Source organism: Curtobacterium sp. MWU13-2055, from assembly GCF_023242305.1.
Lineage (GTDB): Bacteria > Actinomycetota > Actinomycetes > Actinomycetales > Microbacteriaceae > Curtobacterium.
In genome coordinates this window covers 106915-123676 of sequence record NZ_JALLIO010000009.1, presented here as the reverse complement: position 1 = coordinate 123676, position 16762 = coordinate 106915, and the positions used below count along the sequence as shown (strand labels likewise).

At 67.2% G+C, this 16762-nt stretch carries 16 protein-coding genes and 2 tRNA genes; 13 read left to right on the top strand and 5 right to left on the bottom strand.

Annotated features, from left to right (window positions below; translation table 11 throughout):
* Nucleotides 1-3: 3 nt before the first annotated feature.
* The 3 genes from yidD to rpmH are packed head-to-tail and all read right to left on the bottom strand — an operon-like array spanning nt 4 to nt 916.
* Nucleotides 4-384 (bottom strand): membrane protein insertion efficiency factor YidD, encoded by a 381-nt coding sequence (gene yidD / locus M4960_RS16615; RefSeq protein ID WP_165901008.1) that lies wholly within the window; start codon nt 382-384, stop codon nt 4-6.
* Nucleotides 381-731: a ribonuclease P protein component gene (gene rnpA, locus M4960_RS16610; protein ID WP_123937122.1), complete on the bottom strand. Its 351-nt coding sequence runs from the start codon at nt 729-731 to the stop codon at nt 381-383. The genes yidD and rnpA overlap by 4 nt, the downstream gene beginning before the upstream one ends.
* A 47-nt stretch (nt 732-778) precedes the next feature.
* Nucleotides 779-916 carry a 50S ribosomal protein L34 gene (rpmH, locus tag M4960_RS16605; protein WP_022889115.1) on the bottom strand — a complete coding sequence of 46 codons (138 nt, stop codon included), beginning with the start codon at nt 914-916 and terminating at the stop codon, nt 779-781.
* Between the two features lie 517 nt (nt 917-1433).
* On the opposite strand from rpmH, the gene dnaA reads away from it, so the two are divergent.
* The 10 genes from dnaA to M4960_RS16555 all read left to right on the top strand — a co-directional run bounded on the left by dnaA (nt 1434) and on the right by M4960_RS16555 (nt 12730).
* Nucleotides 1434-2888, top strand: coding sequence for a chromosomal replication initiator protein DnaA (gene dnaA / locus M4960_RS16600; protein WP_111083682.1), 1455 nt, complete (start codon nt 1434-1436; stop codon nt 2886-2888).
* A 407-nt stretch (nt 2889-3295) separates the two neighbouring features.
* Nucleotides 3296-4441, top strand: a complete 1146-nt coding sequence (dnaN, locus tag M4960_RS16595) for a DNA polymerase III subunit beta (protein ID WP_248704855.1) — start codon at nt 3296-3298, stop codon at nt 4439-4441.
* Nucleotides 4442-4511: 70 nt separating this feature from the next.
* The gene (gnd, locus tag M4960_RS16590; RefSeq protein ID WP_123292939.1) at nt 4512-5399 is read left to right on the top strand and encodes a phosphogluconate dehydrogenase (NAD(+)-dependent, decarboxylating); all 888 of its coding nucleotides are present in this window, start codon (nt 4512-4514) and stop codon (nt 5397-5399) included.
* Nucleotides 5400-5430: 31 nt separating this feature from the next.
* On the top strand, nt 5431-6621 hold the full coding sequence (gene recF, locus M4960_RS16585; RefSeq protein ID WP_248704854.1) for a DNA replication/repair protein RecF: 1191 nt from the start codon (nt 5431-5433) through the stop codon (nt 6619-6621).
* Entirely contained in the window at nt 6621-7121 is a 501-nt protein-coding gene (locus tag M4960_RS16580) for a DUF721 domain-containing protein (protein ID WP_111083686.1), read from the top strand. Before recF ends, M4960_RS16580 begins: the two co-directional genes overlap by 1 nt.
* 133 nt (nt 7122-7254) lie before the next feature.
* Entirely contained in the window at nt 7255-9258 is a 2004-nt protein-coding gene (gyrB, locus tag M4960_RS16575; RefSeq protein ID WP_123292937.1) for a DNA topoisomerase (ATP-hydrolyzing) subunit B, read from the top strand.
* A 134-nt stretch (nt 9259-9392) separates the two neighbouring features.
* Nucleotides 9393-12050 carry a DNA gyrase subunit A gene (gene gyrA, locus M4960_RS16570; protein WP_248704853.1) on the top strand — a complete coding sequence of 886 codons (2658 nt, stop codon included), beginning with the start codon at nt 9393-9395 and terminating at the stop codon, nt 12048-12050.
* A complete protein-coding gene (locus M4960_RS16565) occupies nt 12043-12450 on the top strand; it encodes a DUF3566 domain-containing protein (RefSeq protein ID WP_027466922.1) in 408 nt (135 codons plus the stop codon). Before gyrA ends, M4960_RS16565 begins: the two co-directional genes overlap by 8 nt.
* A gap of 75 nt (nt 12451-12525) precedes the next feature.
* A tRNA-Ile gene (locus tag M4960_RS16560) sits at nt 12526-12602 on the top strand.
* 55 nt (nt 12603-12657) lie between these two features.
* Nucleotides 12658-12730: transfer RNA gene (locus M4960_RS16555), tRNA-Ala, on the top strand.
* Nucleotides 12731-13114: 384 nt separating this feature from the next.
* Here M4960_RS16555 and M4960_RS16550 read toward each other — a convergent pair.
* Nucleotides 13115-13690: a hypothetical protein gene (locus M4960_RS16550; RefSeq protein WP_111083687.1), complete on the bottom strand. Its 576-nt coding sequence runs from the start codon at nt 13688-13690 to the stop codon at nt 13115-13117.
* 116 nt (nt 13691-13806) lie between these two features.
* Here M4960_RS16550 and M4960_RS16545 point away from each other — a divergent pair, with 116 nt between their 5' ends.
* Nucleotides 13807-14346 carry a peptidylprolyl isomerase gene (locus tag M4960_RS16545; RefSeq protein ID WP_111083688.1) on the top strand — a complete coding sequence of 180 codons (540 nt, stop codon included), beginning with the start codon at nt 13807-13809 and terminating at the stop codon, nt 14344-14346.
* Nucleotides 14347-14353: 7 nt separating this feature from the next.
* The gene (locus M4960_RS16540; protein ID WP_123937124.1) at nt 14354-15208 is read left to right on the top strand and encodes a rhomboid family intramembrane serine protease; all 855 of its coding nucleotides are present in this window, start codon (nt 14354-14356) and stop codon (nt 15206-15208) included.
* Between the two features lie 513 nt (nt 15209-15721).
* Here the strand turns inward: M4960_RS16540 and M4960_RS16535 are convergent.
* Entirely contained in the window at nt 15722-15976 is a 255-nt protein-coding gene (locus M4960_RS16535; RefSeq protein ID WP_123292935.1) for a cell division protein CrgA, read from the bottom strand.
* Between the two features lie 81 nt (nt 15977-16057).
* On the opposite strand from M4960_RS16535, the gene M4960_RS16530 reads away from it, so the two are divergent.
* Nucleotides 16058-16702, top strand: coding sequence for an aminodeoxychorismate/anthranilate synthase component II (locus tag M4960_RS16530; RefSeq protein WP_248704852.1), 645 nt, complete (start codon nt 16058-16060; stop codon nt 16700-16702).
* Nucleotides 16703-16762: the final 60 nt, after the last annotated feature.

Genomic DNA, 16762 nt, shown 5'->3' with positions numbered 1-16762 from the left:
CGGCTACGCCTTTCGAGTGCGCTGGGGGAGCAGGACCGGCCGGGCCGTTCCGACCGCGGGGTGCGGCTGCTGCGGGATCGGCGCGAGGACGAACCCGAACCGGTTGACGACGAACGGGCGACGACGTTCCGTGACGTCGTCGATGCCGCCTGCAGCCCAGGGGTTGCAGCGAGCGATACGCCAGGCGCCCATCGCGGATCCGCGGACGACGCCGTACTGCTGGATCGCTTCGAGGGCGTACCGGGAGCACGACGGGTGGTACCGGCAGACGTTGCCGTACAGCGGCGAGATCACGGCACGGTAGGCCCGGAGCACGACGACGCACGCGTTGCGTGGGAGCAACGCGGCGACCCAGGCCAGCCGGGTCCACAGGGTGCGGTTCATGCTGCCTTCTCCACCCCGCGCGCGAAGGAGCGCACGACGTCTTCGAGCAGGGTAGGCCATCCGGCCTGCGATGCGGCTGGCAGTGCGCGCACCACCACGTCGTACCCCACGGGGGAGTCGGCGAGGATGCCGTGCGCGATCGCCTTGAGCCGCCGCCTGATCAGGTTCCGGGTCACGGCGTTGCCCACCGTCTTGGCGACGATGAACCCGAACCGCGACGGTCCGGTGGGGTCCGTCGAGCGACGGACCACGGACACGACGACGTGCGCCGTGGCGCTCTTGCGACCACGACGCACGACGTTCCGGTAGTCGTCCCCGCGGACGATGCGGTTGGCGCTGGCCAACACTGCGATGCCGGGGTCAGACCGAGGACCGGATCAGGCGGTGAGCCTGATCAGGCCGAGAGCTCGGTGCGGCCCTTGGCGCGACGCGCCGACAGGATGGCGCGGCCGGCACGCGTCCGCATGCGGAGGCGGAAGCCGTGCTTCTTGGCGCGGCGACGGTTGTTCGGCTGGAAGGTGCGCTTGCTCATGATCTCTCCACACGGCTGCTCGCGGCGAGCCGTCACGTATGTATGTGTCATCGCTCGGTGTCGAACGACGCAGATGGGCGCGACCAATCGGCCGCAGTCAACTGGTTAACGGTACGTGACAGCAGCGAGCAGGTCAAACGCCGATCGGGCCGGCCTCGGTGCCGGAGGCGTCGAGGACACCGCTGCGGTCCATTCTCCACATTGGGGACAACTTCCGTTCGGTGCCACCCTGCCCGGTCCTTTACAGTGGGGTCATCGATCGGCCCCGCGCCCCGGTACGACAGGGAAGTACTCCTGTCCGACGGATCCGGGCGGTCGTGGACAACACTGTGGACAACCCTGTGGGAACACGCGCGGTACGAGGCGTCGACGAAGCCCCCGAGACCCCGACGAACCGCCGGCGCACGACACGGTCCGCTGAGTGCCACACCCCGCGGCACTCCGGCACGTCCGACCCAGCAGGACGCACCCCGGTCCGGCACCGAACGCACGACACACACCTGGAGACGAGCGCGACATGACGATGCCGGCCGACCCCGTCGAGGACCTCTGGTCATCCGTACTCGGAATCCTCAGCGAAGACCCCCGCATCACGCCGCAGCTCCACGGGTTCCTCAACCTGGTCGAACCGAAGGGCGTCCTCGCCGGCACCCTGTACCTCGAGGTCCCGAACGACCTGACCCGCGGCATGCTCGAGCAGCGGATCCGCATCCCGATCACCGAGGCCGTCGCCCGCATCGGTGACGACTCGGTCGCGAACTTCGCCATCACGGTGAACCCCGACATGGCGTCTGAGCCGCGCGTTGACCCGAACGTGCCGGAGTACGCCGAGCCCGTCCAGGAAGCAGTGGAGCAGAGCGCTGCACCCCGCCAGTACATCGAGGCACCCTTCGTGCCGAGCCAGATCGACTCCCCGGGCACGAGCGGCCGGCCGGAGTCGCGGCTGAACCCGAAGTACAACTTCGACAACTTCGTCATCGGCTCGTCGAACCGCTTCGCCCACGCCGCAGCGGTCGCGGTGGCCGAGGCTCCGGCGAAGGCCTACAACCCGCTCTTCATCTACGGCGACTCCGGGCTGGGCAAGACCCACCTGCTCCACGCCATCGGGCACTACGCCGAGAGCCTCTACCCGGGGATCCGCGTCCGGTACGTGTCGAGCGAGGAGTTCACCAACGACTTCATCAACTCGATCGCGAACAACCGCTCGAACCAGTTCCAGCAGCGCTACCGCGACATCGACATCCTGCTGATCGACGACATCCAGTTCCTGCAGGGGAAGGACTCCACGCAGGAGGCCTTCTTCCACACGTTCAACACGCTGCACGACCACAACAAGCAGGTCGTCATCACGTCGGACGTCGCACCGAAGCACCTGACCGGCTTCGAGGACCGCATGCGCTCCCGCTTCGAGTGGGGTCTGATCACGGACGTCCAGGCGCCGGAGCTCGAGACGCGCATCGCGATCCTCCGCAAGAAGGCGCAGTCCGACCACCTGCAGGTGCCGGACGACATCCTCGAGTTCATGGCCTCGAAGGTGTCGAGCAACATCCGGGAGCTCGAGGGGACGCTCATCCGCGTCACGGCGTTCGCGAGCCTGAACCGGACGGCCGTCGACATGGCCCTGGTGCAGACCGTCCTCAAGGACCTGATCACCCTCGACGAGGACAACGTCGTCGCGCCGACGGACATCATCAACCACACCGCGGAGTACTTCAAGCTCTCCGTCGACGACCTGTACGGGTCATCCCGTTCGCAGGCGATCGCCACCGCACGACAGATCGCGATGTACCTGTGCCGCGAGCTCACGAGCCTGTCGCTCCCGAAGATCGGGCAGCTGTTCGGCAACCGCGACCACACCACGGTCATGTACGCGAACAAGAAGATCACCGAGCTCATGAAGGAGCGGCGGTCGATCTACAACCAGGTCACCGAGCTCACGAGCCGCATCAAACAGGACCGCCGCTACCGCTGAGATCGGTACGTTTCCGGGCGCATCCACCATCTGAGACGGTTCCATGGGCCGGAGTTCTCACAGTGTGGATAGCCTGTGGATAACTGTGGAGGACACGCCGCCCGGTTGTTCACAGCGAGGGGGCCTCCTGTGGAAACTGGGGATGGAAGTGGATAGATGAGATTCATTCATCCCGACGTCGCCCACAGCTCGCCCACAAGTCACAACGGTGTAGTTCCCTACGGCCGAGCGGCATGCACAGGGTTATCCACAGTGTGCACAGGCGTTAACACCATTACTCCTGGTTAACGATCCATCTCCGCGGGACAACCTTGTGGACGGCGGGATGACAAGAAATCCGGCCCACGTCCGCCTGTGCCAGAATGGGGCGGCCGGACAGTCCAAGCCGATCGACAGGGGTTCCAGCTGTGAAGTTCGAGGTCAACCGGGACGTCTTCTCCGAAGCCGTCTCCTTCGCGGTGAAACTCCTCCCACAGCGCACGACCCTCCCGATCCTGTCGGGCGTCCTGATCCACGCCGACGGCGATCGTCTGACGCTCTCGTCGTTCGACTACGAGGTCTCGGCGCAGACGTCCATCTCGGCGCAGATCGACGACCCGGGCACGGTCCTGGTCAGCGGTCGCCTGCTGAACGACATCGCGAGCCGACTACCGAACGCCCCGGTGACCTTCACGACCGAGGACTCCAAGATCTCGGTCTCCTGCGGATCGGCGCACTTCACGCTGCTGTCCATGCCGGTCGAGGAGTACCCGACGCTGCCCGAGATCGGTCCGCAGACCGGTGTCATCCCCGGCGATTCCTTCTCCGAGGCCGTGTCGCAGGTCGCTGTCGCCGCGAGCCGCGACGACGTCACCCCCGTCATCACCGGTGTCCAGCTCGAGGTCGGTGACAACGACCTGTCGCTCATCGCCACGGACCGGTACCGCGTGGCCGTCCGGACCATCGCGTGGGACTCCGGCCGCGTCGGCTCGGACCCGCTGCACGCCCTCGTCCCCGCCCGCACGCTGCAGGAGGTCGGTCGCACCTTCGGGTCGGCGTCCACCGTCTCGGTCTCGATCAGCGGCAACTCGGACCGTGAGCTCATCGCGTTCCACGCCGACGACAAGACCGTCACCTCGCTGCTGATCAAGGGCAACTACCCGCCGGTCCGCCGGCTCTTCCCCGAGAACGTCAACGACCACGCGGTGATCAACACCGCCGAGCTGGTCGAAGCCGTCCGACGGGTCTCACTCGTCCTGGAGCGCGAAGCAGCGCTCCGGTTCTCCTTCACGGTCGACGGGCTCACGCTCGAGGCGATCGGATCCGAACAAGCGCAGGCGTCAGAGTCGATCAGTGCGTTGCTGACCGGAGAGGAAACGGTGGTCTCGCTGAAGCCCGCCTTCCTCCTCGACGGACTGAACGCGGTGCACTCCGAGTTCGTCCGCATCTCCTTCACCAAGACGGAGAACCCCAACAAGCCGGGCCCGGTGCTGATCACCGGCCAGACTTCGCAAGAGGCTGCCGCGACCGATGGATACCGGTACCTGCTGCAGCCCAACCTGCTGCTGCGATAGGCGCAACAGGAACACTGCGCTGACGCACCAGCTGCGGCCTCAGCGCGACGACGAAACAGAAGAGGAAATCATGCACATCGGTCTTGTCGGCCTTGGTCGCATGGGCAACAACATGCGTGCCCGTCTCCGCAACGCAGGGATCGAGGTCACCGGTTACGACGCGAACCCCGCCGTCTCCGACGTCGCGAGCCTCGCAGACCTGGCGGGCGCCCTGCCCGAGGGTCAGCGACTCGTCTGGGTGATGGTGCCGCACGGCAAGATCACCGACGACGTCATCACCGAGCTCGCCGGCGTCCTGAACGAGGGCGACCTCGTCATCGACGGTGGCAACTCGAAGTGGCTCGACGACACCACGCACGCCGAGCAGCTCGGTGCGCGCGGCATCCGCTACATGGACGCCGGTGTCTCCGGCGGCGTGTGGGGCAAGGACAACGGCTACGGCCTCATGGTCGGCGGTGACGTCAAGGACGTCGAGTTCGCCATGCCGGTCTTCGACGCACTGCGCCCCGAGGGCCCGCGCGAAGAGGGATTCTCGCACGCCGGTCCGATCGGCGCGGGTCACTACGCCAAGATGGTCCACAACGGCATCGAGTACGCGATCATGCAGGCCTACGGCGAGGGCTACGAGCTCCTCGAGGCCAAGGACCTGATCACCGACGTCCCCGCCGTGTTCGCCGGGTGGCAGCGCGGAACGGTCGTCCGTTCGTGGCTGCTCGACCTCATGGTCCTGGCCCTGAACGAAGACCCGAAGCTCGACGAGCTCGAGGGCTACGTCGAGGACTCGGGCGAGGGCCGCTGGACGCTGGAAGAGGGCATCGAGCTCGCCGTTCCGATGCCGGCGCTGTCGGCGTCGATCTTCGCGCGCTTCGTCTCGCGTCAGGGCAGCGCGTCCCCGACGATGAAGGCCGTCGCGGCGCTCCGCAACCAGTTCGGCGGTCACGCCGTCAAGAAGTCCTAGGACCACCCGGGGAAACCCGGACTCGGCCCGCGTGCACGTCGACCATCTCCAACTCACCGACTTCCGGAACTACCGGGAGGCGGACGTCGACCTCGCACGCGGGCCGAACCTGTTCGTCGGCCGGAACGGGCAGGGCAAGACCAACCTGGTCGAGGCCATCGGGTACCTGTCGACACTCGGTTCCCACCGGGTCCCGACGGATGCCGCGCTCGTCCGCCAGGGTTGCGACGCCGCGATCGTCCGGGCCCGCCTGGCGCACGAGGACCGCAGCATCCTCGCCGAGGTGCAGATCAACCGCACCGGGGCAAACCGTGCGCAGGTGAACCGGTCCGCGATCAAGCCCCGTGAACTCCCGCGCTACTGCACCTCCGTCCTCTTCGCTCCCGAGGACCTCGCCCTGGTCCGTGGCGAACCGGCCGGTCGGCGACGCATGCTCGACGAGCTGCTCGGCCAGATCGCACCGCGGATGCAAGGGGTGCTGGCCGACTACGACCGCACACTCCGCCAGCGGAACACCCTGCTCAAGTCGGCCCGTGCCACCGGCGCCAAGGCCAACGCCCTGTCGACGCTCGACGTCTGGGACGACCGCCTCGTCGGACTCGGTGCCGAGATCGTCGCCGCGCGCGACCACCTGACCCGCCGGCTCGCACCGTTCGTCGCCGAGGCGTACGCCACCGTCGCGGGCGAGGACCACGATGCCTCGATCGCCGGTGTGCTCTCGATCCGTGGCGGTGACCCGGAGGCCGCCGCCGCGACGGACCCGGTCCTCGGCACCCCCGACGAGCCGGTGAGCGTGACCGCCGCAGCCGAGGCGTTCGCGGCTGCCCTCGAGCGGCGTCGTCGTGACGAACTCGACCGCGGGTTGACCCTGGTCGGGCCGCACCGGGACGACGTCCTGTTCCAGCTCAACGGGTTACCTGCCCGCGGGTACGCCAGTCACGGGGAGTCCTGGTCCTTCGCGCTCGCGATCCAGCTGGCGAGCGCGTCGATCCTGCGGGCGGAGTCGAACCTCGGTGACCCGATCATCATCCTTGACGACGTGTTCGCCGAACTCGACGAATCCCGGCGCGAACGCCTCGGGAACGCGGTGGCCGACTACGAGCAGGTCCTCATCACGGCCGCGGTGTTCGGCGACGTCCCCTCGCAGCTGGCCGCGCACACGGTGCGGATCGAGGCGGGCACGATCGTGACCGACGCGACCCCGCCGGAAGTCGACGCCTGATGCCCCGCCCGTGGAAGCCGACCGAGCCGTCGCGGCTGTACCGGCACCTCCGTGCCGTCTTCGGCGACCCCTCGAAGCGCGGGGTCGATGCCCGCCGCCGTCGTTCCCGCGAGTTCGACGCCGACACCGTCCCGTACGGCCGCGGCCGTGAACCTCGAGGGCTCGGTGACGTCGTCGGATCCCTGGCCAACGAGCTCGGGTGGACCGAACCCCTGGCCCGCTCGGAGCTGTTCGTGGACTGGCCGAGCGTCGTCGGTGAGGAACTCGCGAAGCACTCCACCCCGGTCACCATCGACGACGGTGCGCTGGTCATCCGGTGTGACTCGACGGCCTGGGCGACCCAGCTCCGTCTCATGCGGGCCAGCGTCACGACGACCATCGCCGAGCGGCACCCCGAAGCCGGGGTGGAGTCGATCCGGGTTTCGGGGCCGGACGTCCCCACCTGGAAACGCGGCCCCAGGACGGTCCAGGGGCGCGGTCCTCGCGACACCTACGGTTGAGTCGACGAAATCATCCGGTGGTGCCAAAAAAGCCCGCCTGTGGGCCGGATGAGCCCTCGAAAGAGGGGCCTCTGCGGTAGACTGGGAGGTGCAGTGCGCGGGCGTTCCGCGCGCAGGCAGGAGCACGCTCGACATGGCATCAGAATCTGAAGACGACCCGCAGAACCCGCTCGACGCGGAGACCCCGCAGAGCGAACCGTCCTACGGAGCAGACCAGATTCAGGTGCTCGAGGGGCTCGAGGCGGTCCGCAAGCGTCCCGGTATGTACATCGGTTCGACGGGGCCCCGCGGCCTGCACCACCTGGTCCAGGAGATCGTCGACAACTCCGTCGACGAAGCCCTCGCCGGGTACTGCGACACCATCGACGTCACCATCCGTGAAGACGGCGGCGTCCGCGTGGTCGACAACGGCCGTGGCATCCCGGTCGGCATCCACGCGGCCGAGGGCGTCTCGACCGTCCAGGTCGTCCTGACCGTCCTGCACGCCGGCGGCAAGTTCGGCGGCGGCGCGTACGCGGTGTCCGGTGGTCTGCACGGTGTCGGTTCCTCCGTCGTGAACGCGCTGAGCTCCGAGCTCGACGTCGAGGTCCGACAGCAGGGCCACGTCTGGCGCCAGAGCTACACCGACGGCGTCCCGGTCGCACCGCTGACCAAGGACGAACCGTCCGACGAGCACGGCACCACGATCACCTTCTGGCCGAACGCCGAGATCTTCGAGACCGTCGTCTTCGACTACGAGACCCTGCGCACCCGGTTCCAGCAGATGGCCTTCCTCAACAAGGGCCTGCGGATCAACCTGCGCGACGAGCGCACCCCGGAAGAAGGGGAAGAGGCGCGGAACGACTCCTTCATGTACGAGCGCGGTCTGGCCGACTACGTCGAGTACATCAACGCGCAGAAGAAGGCCGACCTCGTCCACCCGGACGTCATCGGCTTCGAGTCCGAGGACACCGAGCGCAAGATCGCGCTCGAGGTCGCGATGCAGTGGAACACCTCGTACCAGGAGAGCGTCCACACCTTCGCGAACACGATCAACACGCACGAGGGCGGCACCCACGAAGAGGGCTTCCGCGCGGCGCTGACGTACCTGGTGAACAAGTACGCGCGCGAGACGAAGATCATCAAGGAGAAGGACGACAACCTGACGGGTGACGACATCCGTGAAGGGTTGACGGCCGTCATCTCCGTGAAGCTCGGCGAGCCGCAGTTCGAGGGCCAGACGAAGACGAAGCTCGGCAACACCGAGGCGAAGGGCTTCGTGCAGCGCGTCGTCGGCGCCGAGCTCACGCACTGGTTCGAGAGCAACCCGACCCAGGCCCGCGACGTCGTCCGCAAGGCGATCCAGGCGTCGCAGGCTCGACTCGCGGCCCGCAAGGCCCGCGAGACCACGCGCCGCAAGGGGCTGCTCGAGTCGGGTGGCATGCCCGGAAAGCTGAAGGACTGCCAGTCCAAGGACCCGACCCTGTCGGAGATCTTCATGGTCGAGGGCGACTCCGCCGGCGGTTCCGCCGTGCAGGGCCGCAACCCGATGACCCAGGCGATCCTGCCCCTGCGCGGCAAGATCCTGAACGTCGAGAAGGCGCGGCTCGACCGCGCGCTCGCCAACCAGGAGATCCAGTCGATGATCACGGCGTTCGGCGCCGGCATCGGTGAGGACTTCGACCCGGACAAGGCCCGGTACCACAAGATCGTGCTGATGGCCGATGCCGACGTCGACGGCCAGCACATCACCACGCTGCTGCTGACCCTGCTGTTCCGCTACATGCGGCCGCTCATCGAGCGCGGTTACGTGTACCTCGCGCAGCCGCCGCTGTACCGCCTCAAGTGGTCGAACGCCGCACACGAGTACGTGTTCAGCGACCGGGAGCGCGACGCCCTGATGCAGTCGGGCATCGCCGCCGGCAAGCGGATCCCGAAGGACAACGGCATCCAGCGCTACAAGGGCCTCGGCGAGATGGACTACAAGGAGCTCTGGGACACCACGATGAACCCGGACACCCGCACGCTCCTGCAGGTCACGCTCGAGGACGCCGCCGCGGTGGACAGCACCTTCTCGACGCTGATGGGTGAAGACGTCGACGCACGTCGCCAGTTCATCCAGCAGAACGCCAAGGACGTCCGCTTCTTGGACATCTGAACAGACTCGACATCTCGACCCTGGCCTGGAGGCGCGGTGCCAGCCGCGTGCTCTGGTCCGGACCACTTGTGGTCGCGTCCACCGCGACGAACGTCACCACGGCCTCCCGGCCGTCAGAAAGGTAACGCAAGCCAATGGCTGACGACAACGAGAACGCCCCCGACGAGCAGCCCGAGATCGTCCACGGCGACAGCGGGGACATCGTCGTCTCCGGTGACCGCATCTCGCAGGTCGACCTGCAGCTCGAGATGCAGCGTTCCTACCTCGACTACGCGATGTCGGTCATCGTCGGCCGCGCGCTGCCCGAGGTCCGCGACGGCCTGAAGCCGGTGCACCGCCGCGTGATCTACGCGATGTTCGACGGCGGCTACCGTCCGGACCGCGCGTTCTCGAAGTGCTCCCGCGTCGTCGGCGACGTCATGGGGCAGTTCCACCCGCACGGCGACTCCGCGATCTACGACGCGCTGGTCCGTCTGGTGCAGCCGTGGTCGCTGCGTTACCCGCTCGCACTCGGTCAGGGCAACTTTGGCTCGCCGGGCAACGACGGCGCAGCAGCCCCGCGGTACACCGAGACCAAGATGGCGCCGCTCGCGATGGAGATGGTCCGGGACATCGACGAGGACACCGTCGACTTCCAGGACAACTACGACGGTCGGACCCAGGAGCCCGCGATCCTGCCGGCACGGTTCCCGAACCTGCTCGTCAACGGCTCGGTCGGCATCGCGGTCGGCATGGCGACGAACATCCCGCCGCACAACCTGCGCGAGGTGGCCGAGGGCGCGAAGTGGGCCCTCGACAACCCCGAGGCGACGCGCGAAGAGCTCCTCGCCGCGCTCATGCAGCGCATCAAGGGGCCGGACTTCCCGACCGGTGCGCAGATTCTGGGCACCAAGGGCATCCAGGACGCCTACCTCACCGGTCGTGGTTCGATCACGATGCGCGCCGTCGTCAACGTCGAGGAGATCCAGGGTCGCACCTGCCTCGTCGTCACCGAGCTGCCGTACCAGGTCAACCCGGACAACCTCGCGATCAAGATCGCCGACCTGGTCAAGGACGGCAAGCTCGCCGGCGTCGCGGACATCCGCGACGAGACCTCGGGTCGCACCGGCCAGCGCCTGGTGATCGTGCTCAAGCGCGACGCTGTGGCCAAGGTCGTGCTGAACAACCTGTACAAGCACACGCAGCTGCAGGAGAACTTCGGCGCGAACATGCTCGCGATCGTCGACGGTGTCCCGCGGACCCTGCCGCTCGACGGGTTCATCTCGGCGTGGGTCGCGCACCAGGTCGACGTCATCGTCCGCCGCACCCAGTTCCGCCTGCGCGAGGCCGAGAAGCGCGCGCACATCCTGCGCGGCTACCTCGCAGCGCTCGACGCCCTCGACGAGGTCATCGCGCTCATCCGTCGGTCGCCCGACGTCGAAGAGGCCCGCTCCGGCCTGATGGACCTGCTGTCCGTCGACGAGATCCAGGCGCGCGCGATCCTCGAGCTCCAGCTCCGTCGACTGGCCGCCCTCGAGCGCCAGAAGATCCACGACGAGGCCGAAGAGCTCGAGCGGAAGATCGCCGACTTCCAGGACATCCTGGCGTCGGAGACCCGGCAGCGCACGATCATCCGCGACGAGCTCGAGGAGATCGTCGACCGCTTCGGCGACGACCGCCGCACCGAGATCATGCTCGGCTACGACGGCGACATGTCGATGGAAGACCTCATCCCCGAAGAGGAGATGGTCGTCACCATCACCCGCGGCGGGTACGTCAAGCGCACGCGCAGCGACCAGTACCGCTCGCAGCACCGCGGTGGCCGGGGTGTCCGTGGCGCCCAGCTCCGCGCGGACGACATCGTCGAGCACTTCTTCGTCACGACGACGCACCACTGGCTGCTGTTCCTCACCGACCAGGGCCGGGTCTACCGCGCCAAGGCGTACGAGCTGCAGGAAGCCGGCCGCGACGCCAAGGGCCAGCACGTGGCGAACCTGCTCGCGATGCAGCCGGACGAGCAGATCCAGCAGGTGCTCGACATCCGTGACTACGAGGTCGCGCAGTACCTCGTCCTCGCGACCGAGCACGGGCTGGTGAAGAAGACCGCGCTCACCGAGTACGACACCAACCGCACCGGCGGCATCATCGCGATCAACCTGCGCGACGGCGACAAGCTCCGCCAGGCGCTGCTCCTCGACGAGCACGACGACCTGCTGCTCGTCTCACGTCAGGGCATGTCGCTCCGCTTCACCGCGACGAACGACACCCTGCGGCCGATGGGTCGCTCGACCTCCGGTGTGAAGGGCATGTCCTTCCGCGACGGCGACTCGCTCCTGGCCGCACGCGTGGTGGCGGACGACGGCTTCGTCTGGGTGATGACCGAGGGCGGGTACGCCAAGCGCACCGCCGTCGACCAGTACCGCATCCAGGGGCGCGGTGGTCTCGGCATCAAGGTGGCGAAGTTGGCGACCGACCGAGGCGACCTTGTGGGTGCTCTCATCGTCGGTGAGGACGACGAAGTGCTCGTCGTGCTGCAATCGGGCAAGGTGGTAAGGTCTGCCGTGGCCGAGGTCCCTGCCAAGGGTCGTGACACCATGGGTGTCGTCTTCGCCAGGTTCGCGGCGAACGACAAGATCATCGCAGTGGCCCAGAACACCGAGCGGAACCTGGTCGACCAGGACGACGCCGAGATCGAGCCAGCGGGCCCGGTGGAGACGGTCAGCCCTTCCGAAGCGGCCCCGGACTCCACTGATCCCATCGATACCGAGCCCGTCGCGGACGAGGCCGGAGAGGACCAGTCAAGCAATGAGTAGTGTCGCCGAGAAGCTCCAGAAGAAGGCGAAGCGACCCGTCGGCACCCGCCAAGTGCGGCTGCGGCTGGTCTACGTCGACTTCTGGTCGATGGTGAAGCTCAGCTTCCTCATCGCCCTGGCCGGCAGCATCGTGATCGTGGTCGCCACGGCGCTGGTGTGGGTCATCCTCAACCAGACGGGCGTGTTCACGCAGGTGGACGCCTTGTTGAAGGACGTCACCGGTCAGAACAGTTACTCGATCATGGACCAGTTCTCACTGGGTCAGGTGCTCGGGTTCTCCATCGTCGTGGGCATCCTCAACGTGGTCGTCGGCACCGTGCTCGGCGCCATCGTGAGCGTGCTCTACAACCTCAGTGTTCGCATCACCGGCGGCTTGCTCGTCGGCTTCACGAACAACTGACACACCCGGGCCGGGTGAGCCGACCGCTCGATTTCGTTCTGCGAGATCCGTGGGGTAGGCTTTCATCCGGTCTGAGGGGCTATAGCTCAGGCGGTTAGAGCGCTTCGCTGATAACGAAGAGGTCCAAGGTTCAAGTCCTTGTAGCCCCACCAGTTCTTCGGAACACACGACAATTCCATCCCGCCGCCGATCACCTCGGTGGCACCCGGGGCCTTAGCTCAGTTGGTAGAGCGCCTGCTTTGCAAGCAGGATGTCGGGAGTTCGATTCTCCCAGGCTCCACTCCACTCCGGGATGACCCTGCTGCGGTCGTTCCTTCCTCCGCCGGATCGTTTCGCCGTGCTGGTCTCGTGCCTTCGGCACGGGCCGCTCCGCGATGGCCGTCTCCGTGCGACATCGTGCGTTCGTCGTCGTGCGTGCTCGGGTCGGACGGGTGCCGGTGCGCCGAGGTTCCGAAATCTCGGCATCTCGGGCGCGGCTGGGGACGGCCGTGGAACCTCGGCGGCTGGCGTGCGGCATGTCGTGGAACCTCGGCCTCGGCCTCGGCCTCGGCCTCGGCGTCAGCCGGCCAGCCGGCCAGTCAGTCGGGGCCTCGTCGCAGCCAGCACCCGGGAACGACGAAGGGCCCCGGCGGAGTGCCGGGGCCCTTCGTACGAACCGTGGAGGTCAGGCGGCAGGCTTCTCCGCCGTGTCAGCGTCGTCGGCAACCCACAGGTCGTCGTCGGCGCGGAGCGTCTGGTACGCGGCGTACGCGGCACCAGCAACGGCGACGACGCCGACGATGATGAGTGCGACACCACCGAAGCCGATGCCCTTCTTCTGCTGTGACGGCACGTACTTCACAGCAGCCTTCTTGGCCTTCTTGCCCTTCTTCTGGGCGTTCTTCACGATCTTCTTGACCCGGGGGTCCTTCGCGAGGTCGGTGACGCTCAGCACGGAGCCAGCGGTCGACACCAGTCCGGGGATGACCTCGGACTGGAACTTGTGCGAAGCGTTCTGTGCTGCGGACGTCGCAGCGTGGACCCCGGTCGCGACCGCGGGACGGATCCCGTTGTCGATCGCGTTCTGCACACGAGGGGCGATGTCCTTGCGGGCTGCGTCGGCTGCGTTCGACCGGGCTTCCGCCAGGATCGCGTTCGCGTGCTCGAGGACCTTGCGCTGCTCTCCGAGGAGCGAGGCGGTCTGGCCCTTGAGCTTCTTGATCTGCTTCCGACGCTTGCGCGGGATCTCGATCGTCGTCATCTGGTACCTCCATCGGATCGGCGTGACCCCATCCTGCCACCAGAGTCCCTGACAGGTCACGGAGCCTCACCTGTGGGTCCGGTCCGTACGCAGCCGGTACATGCGAGAATCGGAACATGTCTCTGCACACCGCTGTCGCAACGATCCACACCAACAAGGGCGACATCCGCGTCAACCTGTTCGGCAACCACGCACCGAAGACCGTCAAGAACTTCGTCGACCTCGCCACGGGCAAGCAGGAGTGGACCCACCCGGGTACGGGCAAGGTCTCCACCGACAAGCTCTACGACGGCGTCGTCTTCCACCGCATCATCAAGGACTTCATGATCCAGGGCGGCGACCCGCTCGGCCAGGGCATCGGCGGCCCGGGCTACCGCTTCGACGACGAGATCTCCCCCGAGCTCACGTTCCAGAACCCCTACATCTTCGCCATGGCCAACGCCGGCATCCAGGGCGGCCGTGGCACCAACGGCTCGCAGTTCTTCATCACCACGGTGGCGACGCCGTGGCTGCAGGGCAAGCACACCATCTTCGGTGAGGTCGCCGACGACGAGTCGCGTGCCGTTGTCGACGCCATCGAGGGTGTCCCCACCGACGGCCGTGACAAGCCCGTCGAGGACGTGGTCATCCAGAGCATCGACGTCGAAGGCGTCTGATCCTCACGTGACCGACCAGGCGTACAACCCGAACAACACCTGCTACCGGCATCCGGACCGGCAGAGCTTCGTGCTCTGCCAGCGCTGTGGGCGGACGATCTGCCCGGAGTGCCAGACGCCGGCGGCGGTCGGGGTGCACTGCCCGGAGTGCGTGCGTGAACAGCGCGCACAGTTCGCAGCGAACCGTCGCGCGTCCGGAGCCCCCAGTGGGCTGACGGTCGCGCGACGGCGCTTCGCGATGCTCGACCAGAAGGCGACGGTCGTCATCGTGGCGATCACGGTCGCCATCTGGCTGCTGGACCAGGTGAGTGGCCGGTTCTTCACCAGCCTGCTCGCCTACAACTCGTTCCTCTTGCCCACACAGCCATGGCGAGTCGTCACCTCTCTGTTCGTGCACTCGGGGATCTTCCACATCCTGTTCAACATGTGGGCGCTGTGGATCTTCGGCCGGATGCTCGAGAACATGCTCGGCACCTGGCGATTCGTCGCGCTGTACTTCATCACGGGGATCTTCGGCTCGATGCTCGTGACGTTCCTCGCTCCCGGGACGACCGTCGTGGGCGCGTCCGGCGCGATCTTCGGGCTCTTCGCGGCGTTCTTCGTGCTGCAGCGGAGCCTCGGGCAGAACGCGGTGCAGCTCCTCGTGATCATGGGGCTCAACCTGGTCGTCGGGTTCCTCCCGGGGATCAACATCTCGTGGCAGGCGCACGTCGGTGGGATCATCGGCGGCTTCCTGGTGGGCTTCGTGTTCGCCAAGACCCGGAACGTCCGGCAGCGGCCCCTGCAGATCGGCCTGCTCGTCGCCACCGCCTTGGTGGGCATCGTGCTCACCGCCGTCGGGTACGCGGTCACCATCGGCTGACCCGACCCGGACACACGTCCACCGAACGCCCCGTCGCATCAGCGGCGGGGCGTTCGTCGTTCCGAGACATCCCTGCGCCCAGCCCGTCGAGCGGTCAGTCTCCCGCGGAAGCGACAGTCTGCCGCCGACCTTTCGGCGACGTCTGACGCTTTCGCAGACAGGACGGCGCCGCTAGCTGCACGTTTGTCGGCTCAGCGACCGAACGGCGGACGGGAAGCACGGTGCCAGGCCGCCACGGGCCTCCAGTCCGCCGTCCACAAGGCGTCCGCAGAGTTATCCACAGGTGTGGAGAAACCGGTGAGTTACACGCGTGTGATTATCCCCATTGTGGACTCAGCTGTGGATAACTCCGGGGTCGGGGTGTGGATGACGATGTGGAGAGTGTGGAGAAGTGTGGACAACCGCCCGGATCCTCGATGATCTGGGGACCAGCGGCAGCAAGTCCTGTGGAGAACGACAACGCCCGCCGCACCAAGTGGTGCGACGGGCGTCGGAGTGTCTCGAAGCTGCGGATCAGCGCCAACGGGTGGTCATGAGGAAGCCGATGAACATGATGCCGAAGCCGACCAGGATGTTCCACGAGCCGAGGCTCGGCACCGGCAGGGTCGCGTTCGAGATGTAGAAGACGATCACCCAGACGAGGCCGATGAGCATGAAGCCGAACATGACCGGCTTGAACCACACCGGGTTCGGGGCGTCCCCCGCGGTGTCGACCGAGTCGGCTCGGGTCCTCCGGGCGGGCTTGGTGCGGTCCTTGTCACTGGCCATGGCCGGTATCCTACCGTGACCACGTGTGTGGATCGGCCCGCAGACCGCTGCACACATCCCCCACGAGTACGGTGAACCGCCATGACCAGGATCCTCGTCGTCGACAACTACGACAGCTTCGTCTACACGCTGAACGGGTACGTCCAGCAGCTCGGAGCCCAGACGGACGTGGTGCGCAACGACGCCTTCCCCGAGTCGGAGATCGCGGACCGCATCGCCGACTACGACGGCATCCTGCTCTCGCCCGGCCCGGGGACCCCGGCCGACGCCGGCGTCTCGATCCCCACGGTGCACGCGGCGATCGCGTCCGGCACCCCGCTGCTCGGGGTCTGCCTCGGTCACCAAGCGATCGCAGAAGCCCTCGGGGCCACGGTCACGCACGCCGACGAACTCATGCACGGCAAGACCTCGCAGGTCGACCACGACGACAGCACGCTCTTCGCGGGCGTTCCGCACCCGTTCACGGCGACGCGGTACCACTCCCTCGCGATCGTCGACGGCACGGTGCCCGACGAACTCACCGTCACGGCCCGGACCGGCGGCGGCGTCATCATGGGTGTCCAGCACCGCGACCACCCGCTGTACGGGGTGCAGTTCCACCCCGAGTCGGTCCTGACCGAGGGCGGCTACCGCATGGTCGGCAACTGGCTCGAGACCACCGGCCTCTCCGGGGCCGCCGAGCGCGCCGACGGGCTCGGCCCGCTCATCGCGACGCACCGCGCCTGACTCGTCGGAGCGCTCTGGACGGCGTCGCGCGTCGACGCGCTTGGAGCAGTGGACGCGACG